Raw genomic sequence first — 22,959 nt, 5'->3', positions numbered from 1 at the left:
CTTACTACAGCCCACCGGGAACCCAATGACCATTTTGCTCTATGATCTTGTCGGCAGCGACGCCGCCCGCCCCTTCAGCCCGCACTGCTGGAAAGTGGCGATGGCATTGGCCCACAAGGGGCTCGACTATCGCGCAGTGCCGACGCGTTTCCTCGAAGTATCCGAAATAGAAGGCGGCGCGTCGTCGACCATCCCGGTCATCCGCGATGGCGACAAGGTCGTGTCCGATTCCTTCGCCATCGCGCTCCATCTCGAAGAAGCCTATCCCGACCGGCCGACGCTGTTTGGCGGCAAGGGCGGCCAGGTGCATGCACGCTTCATCGAGCGCTGGTCCCAGTTGACCATCCACCCCTATCTCGGCGTGACCGCCCTCGGCGCCCTGCACGGCATGCAGGACGAGGCCAATGCAGGCTATTTCCGCCACAGTCGCGAGACGCGCTACGGCAAGCCGCTGGAGGAGGTGACGGCTGGGCGCGACGCCGGCCTCTCCGCCTTCCGTGCGTCGCTCGAACCGCTGCGCAGCATGCTGACCTATCAGCCGTGGATCGGCGGCGGCGGCCCGCTGTTTGCCGACTACATCGTGTTCGGGGCATTCCAGTGGGTGCGCATCGCCACGACATTCCAATCAATCGATGCGGATGACCCCATCGCCGAGTGGTTCGGCCGCTGCCTCAATCTCCATGCGGGTCTCGGACACCGGGTGCCAGCGGCAGCCTGACCCCTGGGCAATGCGGCGGGCGGCCTGTATAGAGCCCGCCACACTGCAAATCCCCATATCACAAGGACCTACCATGGCGATCGAACGCACATTTTCGATGATCAAGCCGGACGCAACCAGGCGCAACCTGACCGGCGCCATCACCAAGATGCTTGAAGATGCCGGCCTGCGCGTCGTCGCTTCCAAGCGCGTGTGGATGAGCCGCCGCGAGGCCGAGGGCTTCTACGCCGTCCACAAGGAACGCCCCTTCTTCGGCGAGCTGGTCGAGTTCATGTCGTCGGCCCCGACGATCGTCCAGGTTCTCGAAGGCGAGAATGCGATTGCCAAGAACCGCGAAGTGATGGGCGCCACCAATCCGGCCAACGCTGCCGAAGGCACCATCCGCAAGGTCCACGCCCTGTCGATCGGCGAAAACTCGGTGCACGGCTCGGATGCCCCCGAGACCGCCGCTGAAGAGATCGCCTACTGGTTCTCGGGCACCGAGGTCGTCGGCTGATTAAGCCGCGGCTCTCAGGCCACTGACAAAGAATCAAAAAGCCGGGGTTTGCGCCCCGGCTTTTTCTTTGTCTTGAAAAATACACCCCATACTGCAAGACTAGCTATTTCAATGGCTTGGCGTGAACCGCCGAGAAAACGATTCAATCAGCCGGCGACGAAACGGACGATGTCTTTGCCGTCCTTGTCGGCCAGGACCAGCTTGCCTGCCTCGAAACGGTAGGCAGCGGCACGGCCAAGCGCCTCGTGGAACTTGTGCTCCTGATCCATGGCCGCCTGCTCGCATGCCATCTGCGTCGAGCCCACCTGTCCGAACTCGATCTTGCTGCCGTCGATCTTGGCGCTGCCGAAATAGCCGTTGCAGCCGCCGCGACCCGAAACCTTGCCGTCCTTGCCGATGCGCAGCGTCGACTTGGCCTTCTCGCTGACCGCTGCGCCGCCGATGTCTTGCGCCACCCAATCGCGATCGAAGATGCTTTCTTCCTCGGTAGCGCTCGACTGGCGGACCATCTTGACCATCATCGTCTGCGGGCCGGCAGTCAGCGGATCGAGCGCGTGGCGCTCGTCATTGATGAACCACAGCTGGCCATCGACGCTGATGCGTGCCTGCAAGGCATAGGTCATGTTGGTCTTGATAGCCGTTGGATCGAAGGGAATCGCAAACTTGATCGGCACCTGGCCTGCCGGATCGATCTTCTGCTCGCCGAGTATTTTGGCTGGGGCATCGGCAAGGGAGACGTCGGCAAGCTGCACCTCAAGCACCGCGTTCGGCGGCAGGGCGATGCGCTCGCGATAGAACACCTCCCCCGTGACCGAACTCTCGTCGGCCGTAGCCATGGCCGGAACCGCCAGCATGCCGATCACCAGCGGCGCGAAGCCGAAGACAAGGAATTCCGCGAGTTTGCCGATCATGGCTTTCTCCCCACTGCGTTGTTGCCGAGACGTGCCGCGCCGGAGCGCGCCGTTTCGCGATTGAAGCTACAAAGGATTGCGGTGGTTCCAAGGCCGCGAGCGCCTATCGCCGCAGCCATCCGTCAGCGCCCGGCCCAGCGGGCTGCCGCGATCTCATCGCTTTCCTTGGCGTCCACCCATCCGCCCTCGCTGCCATCGATGCGATGTTCCTTCTTCCAGAAGGGCGCACGCGACTTGAGGTAGTCCATCAGGAAGCTCGCCGCCTCAAAGGCAGCCTGCCGATGCGTTGATACGGCGACCACCAGCACGATGTTCTCGCCGGGTCGGATGCGGCCGAAGCGATGGATGGCGGTGATGCCGGCCAATGGCCAGCGCTCGATCGCCTCGCCTGCAATCCGCGCGATCTCGGCCTCGGCCATGCCGGGGTAGTGTTCCAGTTCGAGCGCTGAAAGCGTCCCTGCCTCGTCGCGGCAAAGGCCCGTGAACGTGACGACGGCGCCGACGTCGGCCCTGCCCTGCGTCAGCCTGGCGATCTCGGCGGCGACGTCGAAATCGGCTGCCTGGATGCGCACCATCGGCACGACAGCGGCGCTCATGGCCTAGCCACCCGTCATGGGCGGGAACAGCGCGATCTCGCGCGCACCGGCAACAGCCTCGCGGTGGTCGACATGCTCCTGGTTGATCGCGACGCGGATCACCTCGGGATGCTGCAAGGCGCTTTCGAATTCCTCGCCGCGCGACTTCAGCCACAGCAGAAGATCCCGCACCGTCTTCACCTCGGCGGGCAAATCGATGTCTTCTTCGGTCTTGCCAATGCGCTCGCGCACCCAGGCGAAATAGATGAGCTTGGTCATGGCCTTCACTCGTCCATGATGTGCTTCAGGCCGGCACGGAAATAGTCGTAACCGGTGTATAGCGTCACCAATGCCGCGATCCACAGCAGGACAAGGCCAATCTGGGTCGTCAGCGGGAAGATCTTGTCGCCAGCCGGGCCGGCGAGGAGGAAGGCGATCGCCACCATCTGGATGGCCGTCTTCCACTTGGCAAGCTGGGTGACGGGCACGCTGACCTTGAGGGCGGCCAGATATTCGCGCAGGCCCGAGACCAGGATCTCGCGGCACAGGATGATGATCGCCGCCCACAGCGACCAGCCGGCGATGCCGCCGCGATTGTCGGTATCGGCTGCCAGCAGCAGCAGGCAGGTGGCGACCAGCAGCTTGTCGGCGATCGGGTCCAGCATCCTGCCGATGTTCGAGGTCTGCTTCCAGGCGCGGGCCAGGTAGCCATCGAGATAGTCGGTGATGCTTGCAACGACGAAGATGGCAAGCGCACTCCAGCGAGCGAAGTCGGACGACTGCAGGCGCCCTTCCAGGAAGAAGCACAATACCACCAACGGCACGGCCAGGATGCGCGCATAGGTAAGCATGTTGGGCAGGTTGAATGCGCGCTGGGCCATGGTCTCTTATGCTCTTTCGTCTGCCTTAGTGAAATCAGAAGGGCGGGCTGGGGGTCAACTGCCTATCGATAGTCCAGGCGGTCACTTGACGGCAATCCATCGTTCATCACCCATTATCGTGAAAATGGTTGTAAACAAGGCGTGCAATCGACTCCGAAATACCTTCCACCGCCATCAAGTCGTCAACCGCTGCCCGGCTTACCGCCTTGGCCGTGCCGAAGGCATGCAACAACGCGCGTTTGCGCGAGGGGCCGATTCCGCCGATCTCGTCGAGCGGGTTCTTGACCATCTCCTTCTTGCGCCGCGCCCGGTGCGAGCCGATGGCGAAGCGATGCGCCTCGTCGCGCATGCGCTGGACAAAATAGAGCACCGGGTCGCGCACCGGCAGCGAGAACGAATCCTTGCCTTTGACGAAGAAGCGCTCGCGCCCAGCCTCGCGATCCTGCCCCTTGGCGACGCCAATCGCCACGACGCGATCCTCGACACCGAGTTCGGCAAGCATGGCGCGCACTGCGCTCATTTGCCCCTGGCCGCCGTCGATGAGGATGACGTCCGGCCAGGCCGGAAAGGCGCCGTTGCCCTCCAGGCCGTCTTCGGATTCGACGTTCTCGTCACCATGTTCCTTGAGCAGCCGCGAGAACCGCCGCGTCATCACCTCGCGCATCATGCCGAAATCGTCGCCGGGCGTGATGTCGGTCGAGCGGATGTTGAACTTGCGATACTGGTTCTTCACGAACCCTTCGGGCCCGGCCACGATCATGCCGCCGACCGCATTGGTGCCCATGATGTGCGAGTTGTCGTAGACCTCGATGCGCACCGGCGGCTTTTCCAGCCCGAAGGTCTGGGCGAAGCCATCCAGCAAGCGCCCCTGCGTCGACGTTTCGGCCAGCCGGCGCCCAAGCGCCTCGCGGGCATTCTGCAGGGCGTGATCGACGATGTCTTTCTTTTCGCCGCGCTGCGGCACCGAGATCGCCACCTTGTGCCGGCCGCGGGTAGACAGCGCCTCGGCCAACAATTCCTGTTCCTCGACCGCATGCGACAGCAGGATGGCGCGCGGCGACGGCTTGTCGTCGTAGAACTGGGCCAGGAAAGAGCCGAGCACCTCTGCCGCTTCCAGCGACGGATCGGCCTTGGGGAAATAGGCGCGGTTGCCCCAGTTCTGGCCGGTGCGGAAGAAGAACACCTGGATGCCGGTCTGGCCGCCCTCCTGATGGATGGCAAACACATCGGCCTCGTCGATGGTCTGCGGATTGATGCCCTGGTGGCTCTGCACGTGCGACAGGGCGGCGAGACGGTCCCGATAGACCGCGGCACGCTCGAAATCGAGTTCTTCCGCCGCCTGCTGCATCTGGCCGGAGATCTCGGTCTTCACCTTCTGGCTGCGGCCGGACAGGAAGTCCTTGGCCTCGTCGACAAGCTCGGCATAGCCCTCGCGCGAAATCTCGCCCGTGCATGGAGCCGCACAGCGCTTGATCTGGAACAGCAGGCACGGTCGCGTGCGGTTGTCATAGAAACTGTCGGTGCAACTGCGCAGAAGGAAGGCCCGCTGCAGCGAATTGATGGTGCGACCGACCGCCTGCGCCGAAGCAAACGGGCCGAAATAATCGCCGCCCTTGCGCGAGCGCGCGCCACGATGCTTGTAGATGCCCGGCGAGGTATGGTCGCTGGTCAGCATGATGTAGGGGAACGACTTGTCGTCGCGCATAAGCACGTTGAAGCGCGGGCGAAGCCGCTTGATGAGGTTTGCCTCAAGCAGCAACGCCTCGATCTCGGTGCGGGTGACGACGAACTCCATCGTCGCCGTCTCGCGCACCATCTTGCCGATGCGGTTGGTGTGGAACCGCCCCTGCGCGTAGTTGGTGACGCGCTTCTTCAGGCTGCGCGCCTTGCCAACGTACAGCACGTCGCCGGCGGCATTCATCATGCGGTAGACGCCCGGGGCATTCGGCAGGCGCTTGACCAGGGTCTGGATCACCTCGGCGCCGACCATGCCGTCGGCGTCGCCGGCATGCGCGGTCCAGTCGATCGCCGTGAACGGAAGGTCGGGCCCGCCCGGAGCAGTTGCCTCCTCCACCGCTTCGTCGTCGTCGAGTTCGATGTCGGGCATGTCGTCTGTAGCCTTGCCGCCTCCTGCGGGGCTCGGCTTGCTATCGGACTGTCGAGGGCTCATTCCACCATGCCTGTCACGTCCGGCGTCTGCCAGGCAAGATGCTGGCCGCCATCGAGCGCGATCATCTGGCCGGTCACCGAGCGCGCCTGCCAGAGATAACGGATGGTCTCGCCGAACTCCTGGAGGGTCGGACCGCGCTTCAGGATCAGGCCGTCGAGTTGGGCGCCAAAGGCAGCAGCGTCCTGCCGCGAACTGGGCAAGGTCGGGCCCGGGCCAATGGCGTTGACGCGGATTCGCGGCGCGAGCGCCTGCGCCATGGTCCTGGTCGCCGCCCAAAGTGTTGCCTTGGACAGCGAATAGGAGAAATACTGCGGCGTCGGCTTGAGCACACGCTGGTCGATGATGTTGACGATCAGCCCCTCCGCCCCCTCGGGCAAGGCTGCTGCAAAATTCTTGGCGAGCAGCGCGGGCGCCTTCACGTGCAGGGCAAAATGGCGGTCCCAGGTCTCCCAGCCGAAATCCGTCACCTGATCGCCTTCGAAGACGGAAGCGTTGTTGACCAGCAGGTCGATCGGCCCCAATGCGGCCTCGGCCGCGGCAAGCAAACCGTCCACGGCAGCCATGTCGGCGAGGTCGGCCTGCACCACTGCGGCGCGGCCACCATTGGCCTTGATCGTGGCGGCAAGATCATCGGCTGCCTTGCGCGCATGGTTGCAGTGGATGGCGACCCCGAAGCCGTGCGCGGCAAGGTCCTCGGTGATCGCACGACCGATGCGCTTGGCCCCACCCGTCACCAGCACGTTGCCTGCCATGTTCGCCATCCAGTATCCTTCCTCTCATGCTATCCGCCGGCTTCCTCGGAGGCAGGCGCGGTTACGTCTCGGTAACCTATGTAAAAAGCGGTTCATCGATTTGGCAGCAATGTGGCGAGAGCCTCAAATGCCACCCCAAGACCTTTCCGCGAACCATGCGGCCAAGCGAGATATAGAACGCCCAACCCCATGTACCAAGCGGCCTGCGGCAAAAGGCAGGCAAAGCTCCTGACAAGGTTGTTGTATTAGAGCAACGTCATGCTTCAGCCTCATTTGCGCCGGGCAATCACCTCACTTCAGGTTCGGTTCAGCCGCATTTCGACACGACATTCGGAACTGTTCGGCGCCCAGACCGTTTCTCCCCCCGGACGGGCTAGGGGCGCCATTTCTAAAAAGAGCCAGTGTCTAGTTGGCTTAAGGAGTAAAACAATGACTGCCATACTCAAGCACGCCCGTCCGCTCGCGGCCGCGTTCGGCCTGGTCGCGCTGGCGTCGATGCCAGCTTTCGCTGCCGACGTCGTCATGGAAGAGCCGCCGGCACCTGCCGCTCCGATGGAGCAGCCCCCGCTCAACACCTGGTCGGGCCCCTACGCTGGTGTGTTCCTCGGCTACGGCTTCAGCGGCGAGTCCGATGTCGGTGGTACCAATGTCGAAACCGATGGTTTCCTCGGCGGCGCCTTCGTCGGCTACAACTACCAGATGGACAACTTCGTGGTCGGCGCTGAAGGCGACATCGGCTACAGCGGCGTCGAAGGCGACAACGGCGGCCTGAACGTCAAGTCGGGCTTCGAAGGCTCGCTGCGCGCCCGTCTCGGCTATGCGGTTTCGCCCGACATCCTGCTCTACGGTACCGCTGGCGGCGCCGGCAAGCGTATCGAAGTCAGCGATGGCATCGCGGAAGATTCGAACACCGCGCTTGGCTGGACCGCTGGCGTCGGCACCGACGTCAAGCTGACCGAGTCGGTCTTCGGCCGCGTCGAGTATCGCTACACCGACTACGGCAGCGACGACTTCGCCCTGAGCGGCGGTTCGACCGAAGTGTCGAGCAAGGATCACCGCGTCCAGTTCGGCGTCGGCATGAAGTTCTGATCCACAAGATCAGCACCAACGGAAAAGCCGGGCTTCGCGCCCGGCTTTTTTGTTTCCCTTGGGCAATTACCCCTGCGGCACGACCGCCTTCAGTTCCGGAAACTTCTCGTCGAAGCGCGCGGCCCAGCGCTTGAGGCGCGGGCGACCCTTCTCCCACTTGCCGGCGAAGCGGAGATCCATGTAGCCGATGGTGACTCTGAGCGCGATCTGGCCGGCACTGATCGCCTTCGGCAGCTTGGGCGGGTTGGCGTTCAAGAGGTCGAGTGCGCGCGTCACCTTCGACCACTGCTTGTCGATCCACGGCTGGTGGACGATCTCCTCCGGCCGCGACCGGCGCTCGTAGACGATCGCCAGAAGGCAGTCACAGATACCGTCGGCGAGCGCTTCGAGCCGTTCGGCATCGAGCCGCTTTTCAGCATTGCGCGGGAACAGCTTGTTGCGGGAAAGCCTGTTCAGATACTGCGTGATCACCCGACTGTCGTAGATGCTTTCGCCTTCGTCGGTGATCCACACCGGGATCTTGCCGAGCGGGTTGGCGTCCGTCAGCAGCGCCGGTTGCGGCCCGGTCTCGACGGTGACGGATTCGACCGGGATGCCGGCATAGGCGGCCGCCATGCGCACCTTGGCACTGTAGGGCGAAGCGGGCGAGTAGAACAATTTCGGCATCGAGGGCTCCCTTTGGCGGCGGACCATATTCCGCACTATTCTTTCCGGCAACGCGGCGCGCGCCGATCAGCGGCCGCGCACAGGCGGCATCACCACCTTGTCGAGGCGGCAGGCACGCCGGTCGACCTCGGTGCAGGATCGAAATTCGAGATCCTTGGTCATGCAAATCCGCACCTCGCGCAGGTAGCGGCGGTCGCAGACCACCGCCACGGCGTCTGCTTCGAGACCCGGGTTCGACTGAAGGAACGCGCCCTCCGCCTGGCCCGGCGCCAGTGTGCGATAAACGTCCAGGCGCTTGAATTCCCGGGGAATTTCGACCTTTTGCCGCGCGGCGCGCAGGACCTCGAAGTAGTCGGCCTGGCTGAGGCCAGAACATGTGCCGTGCTTGCGCCACTGATGGCGGATGAGCCCGGCCGACGGCATCAGATCGTAAGGCCGCGGAGCGCCTCGTTTGAGACATTACTTGCTCCCGCCTGGCAATTCTCGGGATAGCCGCGTTCATATTGCGGCCAAAGGCCGTGGACGACGAAGGCATAAGGCCGGCCGGCGCGGCATTGCTGACCGTTGGCCTGTTCGCCCTCGGCCTCGCAATAGCTCGGCGACCACGACAGCGACAGCACGTAGAAGTCAAAACCCTGGCCACGCGGTACGGGAGCTTCAGCCGTCACCGCCGGTTGGGTTTCCTTGGATGCCTCGTCGGACGGCGCACAGGCCGACAGCGCGAGCAACACCGCAACCGCCGATGCTCGCGCAGACGCCAACCGTCTCATCGTGAAGCCCGGCCAGGCTCAGCGCAGAACGCGGCAGCGCCCGTTGTAGACGTACCAGCGATCGAAGCCCGAGACGCAGAACTCGACATTGTCGCCGATGGAGGCAAAGCCCATGCCTTCTTCGATCAGGTACCAGATGTCGCGGTCGCCGCCGTCCGACAGCGTCACCGTCGCACCGCAATAGCGCCGGCCGATCGGATGGCTCTCGTCAGCGGGCAGATAGCGGTGTTCGTGGATGCGCTGGAAATCGGTGATCCCAACCTGGGGCAGGTTCGGCACGTGGCGAACCTGGTAGCTGAACCGGCTGGTGATGCGATTGAGCACCGAGGCGTTGCCGCAAATGCCGGGATCGCCGGCATAGTCCGAAGAGACGGAGAGATCGGCGGCCTGCGCGGAAACCGCGCCCAACCCGGCCGCTCCGAGGCCGATCATTGCGGCAATGATGCTACTGGCGACGCGACTCATGGTTCCCACTCCAAGGCTGATGCAATTCAGTTTGCGGTTTCGCCGCGCTGCGGTCAAGAAGCCGGCGTTTCGCCTGCCAGCCACTCGACTGTCCAGCGCGCCCTTGCATCCTCGCCGAGAACCTTGCCGAGCGCCGGCAGCATCACTGCAAGTTCGCTCTCCAACTGGAAAGGCGGATTGACCACGACCATGCCGGTGCCGTCGAGCCGCGGCTCCGATGAAGGCGGGCGGATGTAGAACTCGATGTCCATGATCTTGGGGATGCCCGCACCGGCAAGTGCCTCGCGGAATGCTGCCACGGCCTTCCGGTCCTTGACCGGATACCACAGGGCGAAGATGCCGCCCGGCCAACGCCGGTGCGCCTTCTTCAGCCCTTCGACCAGGCGATCGAACTCGCCGGCGATCTCGAAGGGCGGGTCGACCAGCACCAGCCCGCGCTTTTCCTTGGGCGGCAGGTGTGCGCCCAGCGCCAGCCAACCGTCGAGTTCGGTCACCCGTGTCTGGAAGTCGCCCTCGAACAGATTGGCCAGGATTTGTGAATCTTCAGAATGCAACTCAATGGCCGAAAGGCGGTCCTGCTTGCGCAGCAGGTGCCGCGCGATCAGGGGTGAGCCCGGATATTTTTCGATGCCACCATCTGGATTCACCGTACGAACGGCTGCGAGATACGGCGCAAGCAGCGCGGCAGCGTCGGCAGGCAGGGTCGCATCGATCAGGCGGCCGATGCCGTCATGCCATTCGCCGGTTTTCTGCGCTTCCTCGGACGACAGGTCGTAGAGGCCGATGCCGGCATGGGTGTCGATGACGCGAAAGGCCTTGTCCTTACGCTTGAGGTATTCGACCAGCCGGGCGAGCACTGCGTGCTTGACCACGTCGGCAAAATTCCCGGCATGGTAGACGTGGCGATAGTTCACGACTGGCTGTCCCTGCCCCGGCCCCAGCGCGTCGGCGGCGGTTGCGAATTGGGGTTTTCGGGTCGGCTGCCCTTGCCCCGGCGCAGCGACAACACCAGGCCGACGAAACCGACCGCCATCAGCGAAAAGCCGATCGGTTGGGCGCGTTGGTCCGCTTCGCCAGCGCCCGAACGCAGGATGAGGTCGACACGCTGGATCTGGACGTTGTCGTTATCGCCCGGCGCGACGACGAAACGGTAGCTGCCCGCCTTCACGTCGCGGATCAGGCCGGCATCGTCGCGGAACACCGGATCGGGCAGTTGAGGACTGCGCTCGCGCGGTGTCGTGTCATAGAAGTTGAGGGCCTGGGCCAGCACGGTTTCGCCGCGCGTCGAGGCCGTCATCGTCAGGATCGCCCGCGCCGGCTGGACCACTGGCGGCGCCAGCGTCGTCAGGTCGACCAGCACGCGCACCGGTGCGTCGGCGGTCGCCAGCGCCACCTCGACCGGGCGAAAGCTGCCACCGCGATCGTAGACGCGATACGTCCCGATCTCGCGGCCGGTGAAGTTGGTTGCCGCCCATGGATAGATGATGCCGAGGCCAGTGCCGGCAAGCAGGATAAGAAGAAACAGGAACCGCATAGCGCTCGAAACTCTGTGGCTGCTGCCTAACGCGAGGTGGCTGGCCGGATGGAAGTAGCCTCCCTACTACGGCTTTTGGCCGGCGCCGGAAAGTCCGGCATGGCCATTGCCTGCAACTTCGGGGCCCATTTCGTCGAGCATCATTTCGAGGCCCATCGAGAAGGTCTTGTCGAACTGGCTCGGGGCGAAGTACGGGCCGGCCGCAGCCACATTGGGAAAGTCGGTACGCAATTGCTCGTCGTCGACTTTCGTCACCGACGACGGCCCCCTGGCATAGCCTGCCGTTTCATCGAGGATGGCGCCCATGAGATAGTAGCCGACAGCGCGGAACAGGCGCGCCGAGCGCTCCCGGCCGAAGCCGCCGTCTTCGAACAGGCCGATCACGCCATCCAGCCATTTCAGGCATTTCGGCGAATTCATCCGGTAGGTCACGATGAACGGCGCGAATGCGGGGTATTTGCGCGCCATGGCACGATAGCCATGAAGCACATTCCTGACCCGTTGCCGCCATGGGAGGTCACGGGGCGGTATCTCCAATTCGCCGATGAGCCTATCGACCAGCGCCTCGAACAGATGCGCCTGGGAGGGATAGTGGTGGTAGATGCTCATCGCCTCGCAGCCCAGTGCCTGCGCCAGCTTGCGCATCGAAAAGCCCGACAGCCCTTCGCGCTCGATGAGCTCGAACGCCGAGGTCTCGATCCTGTCGCGCGACAGCTTGCCGCGGGCTCGCTTTTTGTTGATCGGCTTGTCCATCGCTTCGCTTGACAACTTACACTGTAAGGCTCATCACTGAGATACCTTACACCGTAAGGTAAAAATGATCCAGAGGAGGAAGTCATGTCGTTCTTCGACGCATCCGCCCTCGCCTCGTTCCGCCGCACGATGACGGTCCTGGCCGGCGCAGCAGCCTGTTCAGCCACATTCGCATTGATGCCGCTTTCCACCCATGCCGACGATTACGACGCCACGCTTCAAGACATCCAGAAATCGATGGGCGGCGTGCCGAGCTTCGTCAAGCAGTTCCCGAAGGCCGGCCTGCCCGGCGCCTGGTCGGAACTCAAGGCGCTCGAGTTCAGCGACAAGACCGCGTTGCCGGCGAAGACAAAGGCGCTGATCTCGCTGGCAGTCGCTGCACAAATCCCGTGCACCTATTGCATCTGGGCCGACACCCAGAGCGCCAGGCAGGCAGGCGCGACCGACGAAGAGATCCAGGAAGCCGTGGCGATGGCCGCGCTGACTCGCCACTGGAGCACTGTCTTCAACGGCATGCAGGTCGATTTCGAGACCTTCAAGAAGGAACTCGGCGGCGAAATGAGCGCTGCCAAATAGCTGGCTCCAGCCATAAGGCGGTCCGTTCGCAGGCCGCCATATTGCCTCAGGCCTTGCGTTCCCAGCGGCGGTCCGGCGTCTGCTGCCAGTAGGTCACGGTGTGCCCGCCGTTCTTCATCGTCTTCCAATGTTCACGTGCACCTTCGAGCTGCGCTGCGTCGTGGCCATCGAACAGGAAAACGGCACGTTGATAGGGTCCGACATCGGGCGGAGCCGCCCCATCGACCAGAAAGCGGATCTCGGCCGCATTCGAATTGCCTTCACCTGTCGTCAGCACCACGGGCTGATCCGCCGCATGAGGTTCGCGGTCGCTGCCATGGGCCAGGAACGAATCGTCGCGGAAGCTCCAGAGATGGGCATCCAATGCATCGCGCCGCTCCTCGGTGCCGGTCTGCACCACCGCTTTCCAGCCGCGCTGCAGACTGCGCTCGAGCAGGCCCGGAAGGGCATCCTCGAGCGTCGATTCGGTCAGGTGGTAGAAAAGGACTTCGGCCATTGCTCAGTTCGCACCCAGGGCCGATTTATCCAGCCTCACCCTTCGTAGTGGTCGCGCACCAGCCTGTCGAGCAGCCGCACGCCATAGCCCGAGCCCCAGGACTGGTTGATCTCGCTGGCCGGCGAGCCCATCGCGGTTCCGGCGATGTCGAGATGCGCCCAGGGCGTCTCCTTGACGAAACGCTGGAGAAACTGCGCCGCGGTGATCGAGCCACCGAAGCGGCCGCCGATGTTCTTCATGTCGGCGTTCTTGGAATCGATCAGCTTGTCGTATTCGGAGCCGAGTGGCATGCGCCACAGCTTTTCCTGCGTCGCGGCACCCGACGAGGTCAGGCGCCCGGCAAGCTCGTCATTGTTGGAGAACAGCCCGGCGTGGCTCTGCCCGAGCGCCACCATGATTGCGCCGGTCAACGTCGCCAGATTGACCATGAACTTCGGCTCGAAGCGCTGGTTGCAGTACCAGAGCGCGTCGGCGAGCACGAGGCGCCCTTCGGCGTCGGTGTTGAGCACCTCGATGGTCTGGCCCGACATCGAGGTGACGATGTCGCCAGGACGCTGGGCGTTGCCATCGACCATGTTCTCGACCAGGCCGATGATGCCGACCACGTTGACCTTGGCCTTGCGCGCGGCAAGCGCATGCATCAGGCCGGTGACAGCGGCGGCGCCCCCCATGTCGCCCTTCATGTCCTCCATGCCGGCGGCCGGCTTGATCGACACACCACCCGAATCGAAGACCACGCCCTTGCCGACGAAGGCCACCGGCTTGTCCTTGGCTTTGCCGCCGTTCCACTGCATCACAGCCATGCGCGGCGGACGCACCGAGCCCTGCGCGACGCCGAGCAGCGCGCCCATGCCGAGCTTCTTCATCTCTTTTTCGGTCAGGATTTCGACCTTGACGCCAAGCTTTTCCAGTTCCTTGGCCTGGGCGGCGAACTCGACCGGACCAAGCACGTTGGCCGGTTCGTTGACCAGGTCGCGGGCCAGCAGCACGCCGCCGACCACCGCCTCGATGTCGGCGAAGGCCTTCTTTGCCGCTACCGGATCGGCGCAATGGATGGTGACCTTCGCAGGCTTCTTGTCCTCGGCCTTGCCGTTACCATTGTCCTTCTTGGTCTTGTACTTGTCGAAGGTGTAACTGCGCAGCAGGATGCCGGCTGCAACAGCAGCGGCGGCAGCGCCGTCGACTGTGGCGCCCGGAATGTCCAGGACCACACCGATCTCGGTTGCCTTGCGCAATTGTGCCGCCAGCGTGCCGCCAAGCTTCAGCCAGGCATACTCGTCGAGACTGGACGTCTTGCCCACGCCGACAGCCACCAGCCGGTCAACGCCAGTGCCTTCCGGCGCCAGGACTTCAACGACGCCACCAAACTTGCCGTTGAAGTCGGCGACCGGAAAGGCGCGGTCGAGCGTCTTGGCCGGATCGTTGCCGCGCGCGATCTCGCTCAGCGCGCCATCTTCGGCGGAGAAGACAAAAACGCTGCCCTTTTTCGGCGTGCCGGCCTTGGCGAAGCTGATCGACGGCTTGGAGGTCATGATGTCCTGCTTTCGGATCCCGTTCAGATGGTGCGCGACATTTGGTCGTTTTCAAAAATTTGGCAAGCCTCCGTCATCTTGGCCCGATATGATTAAAGGTGAAAAAAGGTGGGAAACCTTGCGTTAACCACCTCTGTTCGGCCTTTCTTAGCCATTGGCGCCGAGAGTCGCGGCCGGTAGGAGATGGGTGTTGGAACGATGCCGGCTTGAAGGGGCCGGTTGTGCCGGCTTGCCTTGGACTATACCTTAGACACCTGCCGGTCACTCGACGTCCCGTCGGCCGGCCAAGTCGGAAACACGGAATCCTGATCATCGATGAAGGTTGTTGAGCGCTACATCCTGCGTCGTGCGTTCGCGGTTTTTATCGCGGCGCTGACCTGGACCTTGGTGATCGTCTGGACCACCCAGGTGCTCGGGCGAATCGACCTTGTCACCGACAGCGGCCAGTCGGCGCTGACCTTCTTTGAGGTCGCAGCCCTTATCCTGCCCACCCTCATTCCGATCGTCGTGCCTTTTGCGGTGACAATCGCGGTGGCGTTGACGCTAAGCTCGATGAACAGCGATTCCGAACTGGTGATCCTCAACGCCGCCGGCGCTTCGCGGATGACCGTGATCCGGCCCATCCTCATCCTGGCCATCGGCGCCAGCCTGTTCGCCTTCCTGGTCCACAACATCGCGGATCCCATGGCGCGCCAGCGCAACCGCGAACTGATCGCGACCTCGCGCGCAGATCTTTTGTCGCTGATCATCCAGGAAGGCACGTTCCGCAAGGTCGACGAGGGTCTCTTCGTCCAGGTCGGCGAGCGCCTGCCAAATGGCGGCCTTGGCGGCATCTTCGTCGCCGATTCTCGCGAACCCAACATTGATCTCGTCTACTACGCCAAGGACGGCTCGTTCGTGGAGCGCGACAGCAAGCAGATGCTGGTGATGAATGACGGCGTGATCCACCGCAAGGCGCCAGGCGGCGAAGTGTCGGTGATCAGCTTCGATTCCTACGCATTCGACCTCAGCGAGTTCTCCGCTGCTGCGAAGGAAGTCACGATGCAGCCGAAGGATCGCTCGACGGCTTACCTGGTGAACCCCTCGCCAAGCGACAAATATTACCAGCGCAATCCCCGGCTGTTTACCGCCGAACTCGACCGCCGGTTCACCGAGTGGCTCTACCCGATCGCCTTTGCCCTCATAGCGCTGGCCGTGGCAGGCGACGCGCGATCACATCGTGAAGCGCGCATCCATCCGCTTGTCACCGCCATCACCATCGCGCTGTTCTTCCGCTGGCTTGGCTTCTTCGCCGGCAGCAAGGCCGAGACGGTGGCGTGGGTCCGCTATGTAGTCTATGCCGTGCCCATCGCCACGTCGCTGATTGCCATCTGGTTCATCCGCACCAACCGCAGCATGGAACTGCCGGTTTCGGTCGCCGACCGGATCGCGTCCGTGGTGGCGCAGATCCGCGACAAACTCACGGCTTTGCGCCTGCGGTTCAGCGGCGGTGCTCCGCGTCAGGGAGCAGCATGATGGGCTGGACGCTCGGGCGCTATTTCTTCTTTCGCTACGCCACCATCACAGCGTGGTTCTTCATCGGTATTTTCGCGCTCATCTTCATCATCGACGTCACGGAATTCTCGAACAATGCCGGCGGCGTGCCGGGCTTCAAGTTCAGCATCGCCCTGACGGTTTCTGCACTGCGCGTGCCGATGATCATGCTGCAGGTCGTTCCGTTCGTCGCCCTGTTCAGCGCCATGGCAACGCTTGTGTCGCTCAACCGGCGCTATGAACTGGTCATTGCCCGCGCCGCCGGTATTTCGGCATGGCAGTTCCTGCTGCCATGCTGCCTCGGCGCGTTGCTCTTCGGCTTCATCACGGTCGGCGTGCTCAACCCGATCGCGGCCTACGGCTTCTCGCACTCGGAGTCGCTGGAGTCGGAGCTTCGCTCACGCCAGTCCAATTCGGTTTCGGCATTTTCGGCGCCATGGCTGCGCCAGAAAGCCAACGGCACCGAGGTCATCATCGGCGCCCGGGCGGTTCTCAATCAGGGGATGGAACTGTCGGACGCGGTGTTTTTCGTCTTTGACGCCGACGGCAACATGGTCGAACGCAAGGATGCCGAGCGCGCCTATCTGCGCGACGGTCATTGGGAATTGGTCAACGTTCGAAGCATGAAGGGTGGCGAGAACTTCACCTCCGAAGCCACCGCCGAGGTGCCGACGAATCTGAAGCCGGAATTCGTCCAGGAGCGGCTAGCGCGGCCCGAAACCATTCCTTTTTTCCAGCTTCCGTCGAAAATCGAAGTGGCACGGTCCTTCGGGCTCCGGGCGAATGCTTTTGCCATGCAATTTCATTCACTTGTCGCACTTCCCTTCCTGCTGGTCGCGATGACGCTCATTGCTGCAACAGTGTCGATGCGATTTGCGAGGATGGGGCAGTCCGGAACGATGATTCTGGGTGGCGTCGTCGCCGGCTTTCTGCTTTATGTCGTTTCGGTTCTGGTCAAAGCATTTGGCAATGCGGGATTCGTGCCGACTTATATTGCGGCGTGGCTTCCAGTTGTCGTAGCAATGTTTTTCGGGGTGACTTTCCTGCTCTACAACGAGGATGGTTAGTGTGAGGGGCGCAATGGCCAACCGCAGGACTGCCCGCAGGGCACGCCTATTCGGGGCGACTGCGCTTGCATGCCTGTTTGCATGCGCGCTCCCGTTCGCACCAGCTTACGCACAGACCATCGCCGATCTCGCGCCAAGCGTGCCCGAGGGCTCGCAGATGCTGCTCGAGGCCGACACGCTGGTCTATGACAATGACGTCCAGACGGTCACCGCCGTCGGCGGCGTACAGATCGACTATGCCGGCAACCGTCTCGTCGCCCAGCGCGTCACTTACGACCGCAAGACGTCGCGACTGATCGCCAGCGGCAATGTCGAGATCGTCAATTCCGACGGCACCAAGATCTTCTCGCAAGAGATCGACATCACCGACGACTTCGCCGATGGCTTCGTCAACGCGCTGCGCGTCGAGACCGTCGACAAGACCTACTTTGCGGCCGAGAGCGCCAAGCGCGAAGGCGGCATCCTGACGACGTTCAACAACGGCGTCTACACGGCCTGCGAACCTTGCGAGCAAAAGCCCGACAAGGCGCCGATCTGGCGCATCAAGGCTCAGAAGATCATCTGGAACGGCGAAAAGAAGACCGTCCGTTTCGAAAACTCGAATTTCGAGTTCTTCGGTTTCCCGATCGCCTTCCTGCCCGCCTTCGAGATCGCCGACCCGACGGTGAAGCGCAAGAGCGGCTTCCTGATGCCCGGCATCAGCTACAAGAGCGAGCTCGGCGTCGGGGTTTCGATCCCCTATTATTTCGCGCTCTCGCCGACCTACGACCTGACCGTCAAGGGCACCGGCTACACCCGCCAGGGCTTCCTCGGCGAGGCCGAGTGGCGCCAGCGCTTCAACAATGGCCAATACAGCCTGAAGATCGCAGGCATCCACCAGATGAACCCCGACAAGTTCGACGCCAACACCGTCGACAGCGGGCCTACTGGCGACGCGAACAAGCTGCGCGGCATGGTCGGCACCAAGGGCCGTTTCGACCTCAATCCGCGCTGGGCCTTCGGCTGGGACATCCTCGCCCAGTCGGACAAGAATTTCTCGCGCACCTACGGCATCGAGGGTTTCGCCGACAGCACGCATCGTTCCGAGGTCTATCTCACCGGCCTCAACGACCGAAACTACTTCGACCTGCGCGCCATGCGCTTCCAGGTCCAGGAAGAAGCCCTCGATAGCGATCCCGATGCACGTGCCGACAAGCAGCCCTGGGTGCTGCCGTCGCTCGACTACGCCTACATTCCCGACGCGCCGCTGGCCGGCGGCGAACTGTCGTTCGACCTCAATGCACGCGTCATCCGCCGCACCGAGCTCGATTCCGCGATACCAGGTTTGAACGGCCCGACAATTCACGGCCTCGAAGGAACGTCCAGCCGCATCACCGCCGAAGCCGAGTGGAAACGCACGATCGTTACCGAAGGTGGCCTGCTGGTTACACCGTTGATGGCTTTCCGCGCCGACGGCAGCTACCTCGACGCCTCCAGCGCCTCGCTGAACGCCATCAACAACATGGCCATCGATCCGGACATTGGCGTTGCGGCAGACGTACGCTCATCGCTGTTCCGCTACATGGCGACGCTCGGTCTCGAACTGCGCTGGCCGGTGCTGTTCTCGTCGACGAGCTCGACCCATGTGCTCGAACCGATGGCCCAGGTCTTCGCCCGCCCGAGCGAGAGCGCCATCGGCGGGCTCGGCATCCCCAACGAGGATGCGCAGAGCTTTGTCTTCGACGCGGCGTCGCTGTTCGAACGCGACAAGTTCTCGGGCTATGACCGCATGGAAGGCGGGACGCGCGCCAATATCGGCCTGCGCTATTCCGGCAGCTACAGCAACGGCTGGACCACCAACGCGCTTTTCGGCCAGTCCTACCAACTCGCCGGCGACAACTCGTTTGCCGCGCCCGATCTGGTCAACGCAGGCGCCTATTCCGGCCTGGAAACCGATACGTCCGACTATGTGGCGCTTGCCGGCATCGCCAGCCCGAACGGCTTCTCGGCCTCGGTCAGCGGCCGCTTCGACGAGCAGAGCCTCGACGTCCGCCGCGCCGAAATGAAGGTCGGCCTCGATGCGCGCCCGATCGCCGTTTCGGCCCGCTACGCCTTCATCGATGCGCAGCCGCTCTATGGCTTCAAGGACGACCGTCACGAGGTCACGCTCGGCGCCACGGCGCGCTTCAACGACGAATGGCGGGTGTTTGGTTCCGGCACCTACGACATCAAGAGCGACCTGCTCGTCAAGAACGGTGTCGGCTTCGCCTATGACGATGAGTGCTTCACCTACATGATGACCTACGCCGAAAGCCGCGATCACAACGATCCCGACGACGTCACACGCTCCGTAGGCTTCAACATTTCGTTCCGCACGCTCGGCGATCTCGGTACGGCGAAGAACAGTTTCTAAGGCAGCCAGAGAACGATGCCAGGGCGACCTGACATCGTTTTGCCGCATAACGCGGCCATTGGACGGGGCAACATGCATTCGGGCAATGCTCGGATCTGGGGTTTGAACGGGACTTTATCGATGCGGAAGCACCTCTTTTCGGCAGGCCTCGCCCTGCTCGTGGCGGCAACGTCGCTCTCGATGACCGCTTATGCGCCTCCGGCCCAGGCGAGCGAGATCAAATACATTGTCAACGACGTGCCGGTTACCAGCTACGACATCCAGCGCCGCGCCGCGTTCCTCAAGCTGCAGAAGCGCAAAGGCAATGCCGGCGAGGAAATGATCGAGCAGACGCTGCGCCAGGCCGAAATGAAGCGGCTCAACATCCGCATCTCCGACAAGCAGGTCGACGACGCCTATGCGCGCTTTGCCGGCTCCAACAAGCTCAAGCCCGCCCAAATGGACCAGATCCTGGCCCAGGCCGGCGTGACGAGCAGCCATTTCAAGGACTACATCCGCACGCAGATGGGCTGGAACCAGGCGCTCAGTTCCCGCTTCCGCGCCGAGGGCAGCGGCGGTGGCGGCACCAGCGAGCAGGACGCCGTCCGGCGCATGCTGCAGCAGGGCGGCGCCAAGCCGAGCGCCACCGAATACATGCTGCAGCAGGTGATCTTCGTCGTGCCGGCATCCGAGCGCGGCTCCATCGGCAAGCGCAAGCGCGAGGCGGATGCCATGCGTGGCCGCTTCAACGGTTGCGAGCAGACGCGCGAATTCGCCAGGGGCCTGCTCGACGTGACCGTGCGCGATCTCGGCCGCGTGCTTGCACCGCAATTGCCGCCGGAATGGGCCGACCAGATCAAGAAGCTCAAGGCTGGCGGCGCAACCCCGGTGCGTGAGACTGACCGTGGCGTCGAGTTCATCGGCGTTTGCAGCGCCCGCGAAGTGTCCGACGACAAGGTCGCACAGATGGTCTTCCAGGCCGAGGGGCTCGGCAAGGAAGGCAACGAAAAGGCCGACGAGCTCAGCAAGAAGTACATCGAAGAACTGCGGGCCAAGGCTCGCATCGTCAACCGCTAGGTCGTGGGCTCGCATGGCGCCCCTCTGGCGCTGACTGTTGGCGATCCCTCAGGTATCGGCCCCGAAATCGCAGTCGTCGCCTGGCAGCTGCGCAACGAAGCGGACGTGCCCGCCTTCTATCTCCTCGGCGACCCCGCTTTGGTCGCCGCACGCGCTTTGGCGCTGGGCGTCGAAATCCAGATCGCAGAGACCGACCCGGCCAATGCCGCCGGGCAGTTCGCAGATGCGTTGCCGGTCGTGCCGCTGTCCGCTGCGCTGGTCGACGCGCCGGGCCAGCCCGACAAGCAGAACGCCGCCGGCATCATCGAGGCGATCGACCGTGCCGTGATGGACACATTCGAGGGCCGCGCCGCTGCCGTCGTCACCTGCCCGATCGCCAAGAAGCCGCTCTATGACGCCGGCTTCCGCTTTCCCGGCCATACCGAATACCTCGCCCACCTCGCGAGCCAGAGGACCGGCTCCGCCGTCATGCCGGTCATGATGCTTGCCGGGCCGGAGCTTCGCGCCGTGCCCGTCACCATCCATATCGCGCTTGCCGACGTGCCAAGGGCACTTACGACCGAGGCGATCATCGAGACCACCCGCATCACCGCGCATGACCTGCGCACACGTTTTGGCATCGCCAGGCCGCGCATCGCCGTTTCGGGCCTCAATCCGCATGCCGGCGAAGGCGGTGCGATGGGCCATGAAGACGAACGCATCATCCGCCCGGCGATCGAGGCGCTGAAGGCGGAAGGTATCGACGTCTTCGGTCCCCTGCCCGCCGACACCATGTTCCATGCCCGCGCCCGCGCCGGCTACGACGCCGCCATCTGCATGTATCACGACCAGGCACTGATCCCGGCCAAGGCGCTGGCTTTCGACGAGACGGTCAACGTCACGCTCGGTCTGCCCTTCATCCGCACCTCGCCCGACCACGGCACCGCCTTCGACATCGCCGGCAAGGGCATTGCCCGGCCGGACAGCCTGATCGCAGCGCTGAAGCTGGCGCGCCGGCTGGCGGACGTTGGGGGCAAGTCTTCATGAGTGCGGCCACCAGCATCGATGGCCTGCCGCCGCTTCGCGACGTCATCGAGCGCCACGGCCTGCAGGCCAAGAAGGCGCTCGGCCAGAATTTCCTGCTCGACCTCAACCTGACCAGCAAGGTGGCGCGGGCTGCCGGCGATCTCACAGGCGTCACCGTCATCGAGGTCGGCCCCGGCCCCGGCGGCCTGACACGAGCGCTGTTGATGAACGGCGCCAGGCGCGTCATCGCCATCGAGCGCGACGAACGCTGCCTCGCAGCACTGGCCGAGATTTCCAACCATTATCCGGAGCGGCTGGAAGTGGTCTCGGGCGACGCGCTGAAGACCGATTTCGCGGCGCTCGCCGGCGGCGAGCCGACAAAGATCGTCGCCAACTTGCCCTACAACATCGGCACCGAACTGCTCGTCCGCTGGCTCACCGTCCAGGACTGGCCGCCGTTCTATCAATCGCTGACCTTGATGTTCCAGCGCGAGGTCGCCGAACGCATCGTGGCGAAGCCGGCGAGCTCGGCCTTTGGCCGCCTCGGTGTTCTCGCCGGCTGGCGCACCGACGCACGCATTGCCTTCGATGTGCCGCCACAGGCCTTTACCCCGCCACCGAAGGTCACTTCGTCCGTCGTACACCTGGAACCGCGTCAGGTGCCTCTGCCGGCCGACGTGAAGGTACTTGGCCGTGTCACCGAGGCGGCCTTCGGCCAACGCCGCAAGATGCTGCGCCAGAGCCTGAAAAGCATGGGCGGCGAAAGACTTCTGGAAACAGTCGGCATTGACCCGACCCGCCGCGCCGAGACGCTCAGCGTCGAGGAGTTCGTGGCGCTGGCAAAGGCGGTCTGAGCGCCGGTCGCTCAGACCTTCTCGTCGAGCAGCTTCGAAACGAAATCGAACAATCCCGGCCGGCGGTCGCGGCGCAGGCGCTCGGCGGTGACGATCGCCTTGACCGAGGCAAAGGCCTTGTCGAGGTCGTCGTTGACGACGACGTAGTCATAGTCGCGCCAGTGCTCGAGCTCGACACGGGCGTTGTGCAGCCTTGTCTCGATCACCGCATCCTGATCCTCGGCGCGGCGGCGCAGGCGCGCCTTCAGTTCGCCCATCGACGGCGGCAGGATGAAGATCGAGACGATGTCGGCCCGCATCTTCTCCTTGAGCTGCTCGGCACCCTGCCAGTCGATGTCGAACAGCATGTCGCGACCTTGCGCCATGGCAATTTCGGCCGGCTCGCGCGGCGTGGCATAGTAGTTGCCATGCACCTCGGCCCATTCGAGCAGAGCGTCGGAGTCGCGCAGCCGTTCGAAATCGCGCATCGAGCGGAAATGATAGTGCATGCCGTCGATCTCGCTGCCCCGGCGAGCGCGGGTCGTCACGCTGACCGACAGCTCGAGGCCGGGGTCGCTTTCCAGCAGGTTACGCGCGATGGTCGACTTGCCTGCGCCCGACGGCGAAGACAGCACCAGCATCAGGCCGCGCCGCCTGATGGCGTTTGAAGGGTTCTCGGCGCTCATGCG

General features: G+C 63.6%; 24 protein-coding genes and 1 pseudogene. 10 read left to right on the top strand and 15 right to left on the bottom strand.

All coding sequences use genetic code 11. The annotated features are described in order from the left end of the window. Positions 1-25 precede the first annotated feature (25 nt). The gene (locus WHT83_RS12705) at positions 26-718 is read left to right on the top strand and encodes a glutathione S-transferase family protein (protein WP_406871356.1); all 693 of its coding nucleotides are present in this window, start codon (positions 26-28) and stop codon (positions 716-718) included. Between the two features lie 73 nt (positions 719-791). Further along, the gene (ndk, locus tag WHT83_RS12700) at positions 792-1,214 is read left to right on the top strand and encodes a nucleoside-diphosphate kinase (protein WP_018427138.1); all 423 of its coding nucleotides are present in this window, start codon (positions 792-794) and stop codon (positions 1,212-1,214) included. A gap of 146 nt (positions 1,215-1,360) precedes the next feature. On the opposite strand, the gene WHT83_RS12695 is transcribed toward ndk, so the two are convergent. The 6 genes from WHT83_RS12695 to WHT83_RS12670 all read right to left on the bottom strand — a co-directional run bounded on the left by WHT83_RS12695 (position 1,361) and on the right by WHT83_RS12670 (position 6,512). Continuing rightward, a complete protein-coding gene (locus WHT83_RS12695) occupies positions 1,361-2,125 on the bottom strand; it encodes a YbaY family lipoprotein (protein WP_406871355.1) in 765 nt (254 codons plus the stop codon). A gap of 122 nt (positions 2,126-2,247) precedes the next feature. After that, entirely contained in the window at positions 2,248-2,721 is a 474-nt protein-coding gene (locus tag WHT83_RS12690) for a molybdenum cofactor biosynthesis protein MoaE (protein ID WP_406871354.1), read from the bottom strand. A gap of 3 nt (positions 2,722-2,724) precedes the next feature. Then, positions 2,725-2,979 carry a molybdopterin converting factor subunit 1 gene (gene moaD, locus WHT83_RS12685; protein ID WP_055978740.1) on the bottom strand — a complete coding sequence of 85 codons (255 nt, stop codon included), beginning with the start codon at positions 2,977-2,979 and terminating at the stop codon, positions 2,725-2,727. Between the two features lie 5 nt (positions 2,980-2,984). Next, positions 2,985-3,581: a CDP-diacylglycerol--glycerol-3-phosphate 3-phosphatidyltransferase gene (gene pgsA / locus WHT83_RS12680; protein WP_108608681.1), complete on the bottom strand. Its 597-nt coding sequence runs from the start codon at positions 3,579-3,581 to the stop codon at positions 2,985-2,987. A 106-nt stretch (positions 3,582-3,687) separates the two neighbouring features. After that, positions 3,688-5,751, bottom strand: a complete 2,064-nt coding sequence (gene uvrC, locus WHT83_RS12675) for an excinuclease ABC subunit UvrC (protein WP_406871353.1) — start codon at positions 5,749-5,751, stop codon at positions 3,688-3,690. Next, positions 5,748-6,512 carry an SDR family oxidoreductase gene (locus WHT83_RS12670; protein ID WP_183262154.1) on the bottom strand — a complete coding sequence of 255 codons (765 nt, stop codon included), beginning with the start codon at positions 6,510-6,512 and terminating at the stop codon, positions 5,748-5,750. The genes uvrC and WHT83_RS12670 overlap by 4 nt, the downstream gene beginning before the upstream one ends. A gap of 420 nt (positions 6,513-6,932) precedes the next feature. Here WHT83_RS12670 and WHT83_RS12665 point away from each other — a divergent pair, with 420 nt between their 5' ends. Beyond that, positions 6,933-7,592, top strand: a complete 660-nt coding sequence (locus WHT83_RS12665) for an outer membrane protein (RefSeq protein WP_183262156.1) — start codon at positions 6,933-6,935, stop codon at positions 7,590-7,592. A gap of 66 nt (positions 7,593-7,658) precedes the next feature. On the opposite strand, the gene WHT83_RS12660 is transcribed toward WHT83_RS12665, so the two are convergent. From WHT83_RS12660 to WHT83_RS12635, 6 genes and pseudogenes are all read right to left on the bottom strand, one after another. Continuing rightward, a complete protein-coding gene (locus WHT83_RS12660) occupies positions 7,659-8,258 on the bottom strand; it encodes a glutathione S-transferase (RefSeq protein ID WP_406871352.1) in 600 nt (199 codons plus the stop codon). Positions 8,259-8,324: 66 nt separating this feature from the next. After that, a pseudogene (locus tag WHT83_RS12655) lies at positions 8,325-9,028 on the bottom strand (ribonuclease T2 family protein). Positions 9,029-9,046: 18 nt separating this feature from the next. Beyond that, positions 9,047-9,493 (bottom strand): hypothetical protein, encoded by a 447-nt coding sequence (locus WHT83_RS12650; protein WP_183262161.1) that lies wholly within the window; start codon positions 9,491-9,493, stop codon positions 9,047-9,049. Between the two features lie 53 nt (positions 9,494-9,546). Beyond that, positions 9,547-10,407 carry a 23S rRNA (adenine(2030)-N(6))-methyltransferase RlmJ gene (locus WHT83_RS12645; protein ID WP_406871351.1) on the bottom strand — a complete coding sequence of 287 codons (861 nt, stop codon included), beginning with the start codon at positions 10,405-10,407 and terminating at the stop codon, positions 9,547-9,549. Next, positions 10,404-11,027 (bottom strand): hypothetical protein, encoded by a 624-nt coding sequence (locus WHT83_RS12640; RefSeq protein ID WP_183262164.1) that lies wholly within the window; start codon positions 11,025-11,027, stop codon positions 10,404-10,406. The genes WHT83_RS12645 and WHT83_RS12640 overlap by 4 nt, the downstream gene beginning before the upstream one ends. Positions 11,028-11,093: 66 nt before the next feature. After that, positions 11,094-11,780: a TetR/AcrR family transcriptional regulator gene (locus tag WHT83_RS12635; protein WP_406871350.1), complete on the bottom strand. Its 687-nt coding sequence runs from the start codon at positions 11,778-11,780 to the stop codon at positions 11,094-11,096. Positions 11,781-11,864: 84 nt separating this feature from the next. On the opposite strand from WHT83_RS12635, the gene WHT83_RS12630 reads away from it, so the two are divergent. Continuing rightward, positions 11,865-12,356 carry a carboxymuconolactone decarboxylase family protein gene (locus WHT83_RS12630; RefSeq protein ID WP_406871349.1) on the top strand — a complete coding sequence of 164 codons (492 nt, stop codon included), beginning with the start codon at positions 11,865-11,867 and terminating at the stop codon, positions 12,354-12,356. 46 nt (positions 12,357-12,402) lie between these two features. Here the strand turns inward: WHT83_RS12630 and WHT83_RS12625 are convergent, their stop codons facing one another. Beyond that, on the bottom strand, positions 12,403-12,852 hold the full coding sequence (locus WHT83_RS12625) for a DNA polymerase III subunit chi (protein ID WP_406871348.1): 450 nt from the start codon (positions 12,850-12,852) through the stop codon (positions 12,403-12,405). 35 nt (positions 12,853-12,887) lie between these two features. After that, a complete protein-coding gene (locus WHT83_RS12620; RefSeq protein ID WP_406871347.1) occupies positions 12,888-14,384 on the bottom strand; it encodes a leucyl aminopeptidase in 1,497 nt (498 codons plus the stop codon). Between the two features lie 315 nt (positions 14,385-14,699). Between WHT83_RS12620 and lptF the strand changes: the two genes are divergently transcribed. From lptF to rsmA, 6 genes are all read left to right on the top strand, one after another. After that, a complete protein-coding gene (gene lptF / locus WHT83_RS12615; protein WP_406871346.1) occupies positions 14,700-15,899 on the top strand; it encodes an LPS export ABC transporter permease LptF in 1,200 nt (399 codons plus the stop codon). Continuing rightward, positions 15,896-16,984: an LPS export ABC transporter permease LptG gene (gene lptG, locus WHT83_RS12610; protein ID WP_183262172.1), complete on the top strand. Its 1,089-nt coding sequence runs from the start codon at positions 15,896-15,898 to the stop codon at positions 16,982-16,984. Before lptF ends, lptG begins: the two co-directional genes overlap by 4 nt. 13 nt (positions 16,985-16,997) lie before the next feature. Next, positions 16,998-19,376 (top strand): LPS-assembly protein LptD, encoded by a 2,379-nt coding sequence (locus WHT83_RS12605; RefSeq protein WP_406871345.1) that lies wholly within the window; start codon positions 16,998-17,000, stop codon positions 19,374-19,376. A gap of 120 nt (positions 19,377-19,496) precedes the next feature. Then, positions 19,497-20,432, top strand: a complete 936-nt coding sequence (locus tag WHT83_RS12600) for a peptidylprolyl isomerase (protein WP_108608696.1) — start codon at positions 19,497-19,499, stop codon at positions 20,430-20,432. A 3-nt stretch (positions 20,433-20,435) separates the two neighbouring features. Beyond that, entirely contained in the window at positions 20,436-21,458 is a 1,023-nt protein-coding gene (gene pdxA / locus WHT83_RS12595) for a 4-hydroxythreonine-4-phosphate dehydrogenase PdxA (RefSeq protein ID WP_406871344.1), read from the top strand. After that, on the top strand, positions 21,455-22,291 hold the full coding sequence (rsmA, locus tag WHT83_RS12590) for a 16S rRNA (adenine(1518)-N(6)/adenine(1519)-N(6))-dimethyltransferase RsmA (protein WP_406871343.1): 837 nt from the start codon (positions 21,455-21,457) through the stop codon (positions 22,289-22,291). The genes pdxA and rsmA overlap by 4 nt, the downstream gene beginning before the upstream one ends. 11 nt (positions 22,292-22,302) lie before the next feature. Here the strand turns inward: rsmA and gmk are convergent, their stop codons facing one another. Further along, positions 22,303-22,956 (bottom strand): guanylate kinase, encoded by a 654-nt coding sequence (gene gmk / locus WHT83_RS12585; protein ID WP_318762118.1) that lies wholly within the window; start codon positions 22,954-22,956, stop codon positions 22,303-22,305. Positions 22,957-22,959 lie beyond the last annotated feature (3 nt).

The sequence above is a fragment of the Aminobacter sp. P9b genome (assembly GCF_045345995.1).
Taxonomy (GTDB): Bacteria; Pseudomonadota; Alphaproteobacteria; order Rhizobiales; family Rhizobiaceae; genus Aminobacter; species Aminobacter niigataensis.
The sequence above is the reverse complement of the archived record's forward strand: the minus strand, read 5'-3'. Positions and strand labels throughout refer to the sequence as shown.